1 protein-coding gene is annotated in these 1,313 nt (G+C 68.8%); it reads right to left on the reverse strand.

The genetic code is table 11. The annotated features are described in order from the left end of the window. Positions 1–32 precede the first annotated feature (32 nt). Positions 33–1,268: an IS30 family transposase gene (locus ACWDEX_RS37175; RefSeq protein WP_450469108.1), complete on the reverse strand. Its 1,236-nt coding sequence runs from the start codon at positions 1,266–1,268 to the stop codon at positions 33–35. Positions 1,269–1,313 lie beyond the last annotated feature (45 nt).

Below are 1,313 nucleotides of genomic sequence, written 5' to 3' on the forward strand. Positions count from 1 at the left end.
GCGAATTCCAGGGGTCGTTGCAACACAGGTGATCAACTGGCTGTGGCCAGGAGCTTAGCGAGGCGCTCGGCTGGGGTTTCCCAGCCGAGCGTTTTGCGTGGGCGTCCGTTGAGTTCGGCGGCGACCGCGGCCAGGTGCTCGCGGCTGTGCTGGGACAGGTCGGTGCCCTTGGGGAAGTACTGCCGCAGCAGGCCGTTCGTGTTCTCGTTCGAGCCGCGCTGCCAAGGACTGGCTGGATCGCAGAAGAAGACCGGGATGTCGGTGGCGAGGGTGAACGCCTTGTGGGCGGCCATCTCCGAGCCCTGGTCCCAGGTCAGGGACCGCTTCAGGTGCGGGGGAAGCGACTGGACGGCCTCGACCAGGGCGTCCCGGGTACTGGCTGCGCTGTGGTCCTTGGGCAGCGGTGCCAGCAGCACGTAGCGGGTGTGGCGCTCGACGAGCGTGGCGATCGCCGACTTCCCTTCCTTGCCGATGATCAGATCGCCCTCCCAGTGCCCGGGGACGGCCCGGTCGGCGGCCTCTGCGGGCCGCTCGCTGATCATCACCATGTCCCTGATCGCGCGGGGCTGGCGCTTGTAGGACTGCCGGTGCGGCCGGCGCATCGCCCGTCCGGTCCGCAGAGCGCGGGTCAGCTCGCGGCGCAGTTCACCGCGGCCCTGGACGTAGAGGGCCTGGTAGATCGTCTCGTGGACCACGTGCATCTCCGGCCGGTGGGGAAAACGGGCACGAAGAGCCTGGCAGATCTGCTCAGGGCTCCAGCGTAGAGACAGGTGATGCTGGATGAAGTCCCGCAGCTCGGGGTTCTGGCCGATCTTGCCGACCTTGGGCCGCGGGCGGCGCTGCTCAGCGCGGCGGTGGGCGGCGTGCGGCCGGTAGGCCCAGCGGGAGGCGTCCCCGCGTAGCGGCATGCCGTTGCGGCGTATCTCCCGGCTGATGGTCGAAGGGCTGCGGCCCAGCTCGCGCGCGATCTGCCGGACCGATGCCTTCTCACGGAGCCGGTCGGCGATGTGGATGCGGTCCTCTTCCCGGAGGTAGCGCGACGGGCCGGAAGCCGAAGCCTCCGCGGTGATAGGAGGCTTCGGCTTCCCGTAGGTCGGCGAGTGGTGGCCGTTGCGCCACCGCTTGCCGGTTCGCAGGTTGATCCCGACGACCCGGCAGGCTTCTCTGCTGCTGTACCCCTGACGCATGAGCTGGAGATATACCTCCCGCTCACGCGTCAGCCGACGACCGCCCCCGCCGCGTCTGTCCTTGCGGATCTCGAACTCCATCGCACCCCTTGAGCTGGGGTGTTGCGACGACCACTAGAACTCAAG

The sequence above is a fragment of the Streptomyces sp. NPDC001020 genome (assembly GCF_053599115.1).

Excerpts from the sequence above, each read along its gene's own strand:
- ACWDEX_RS37175 (WP_450469108.1), bottom strand. The coding sequence starts at position 1,268 with ATGGAGTTCGAGATCCGCAAGGACAGACGCGGCGGGGGCGGTCGTCGG.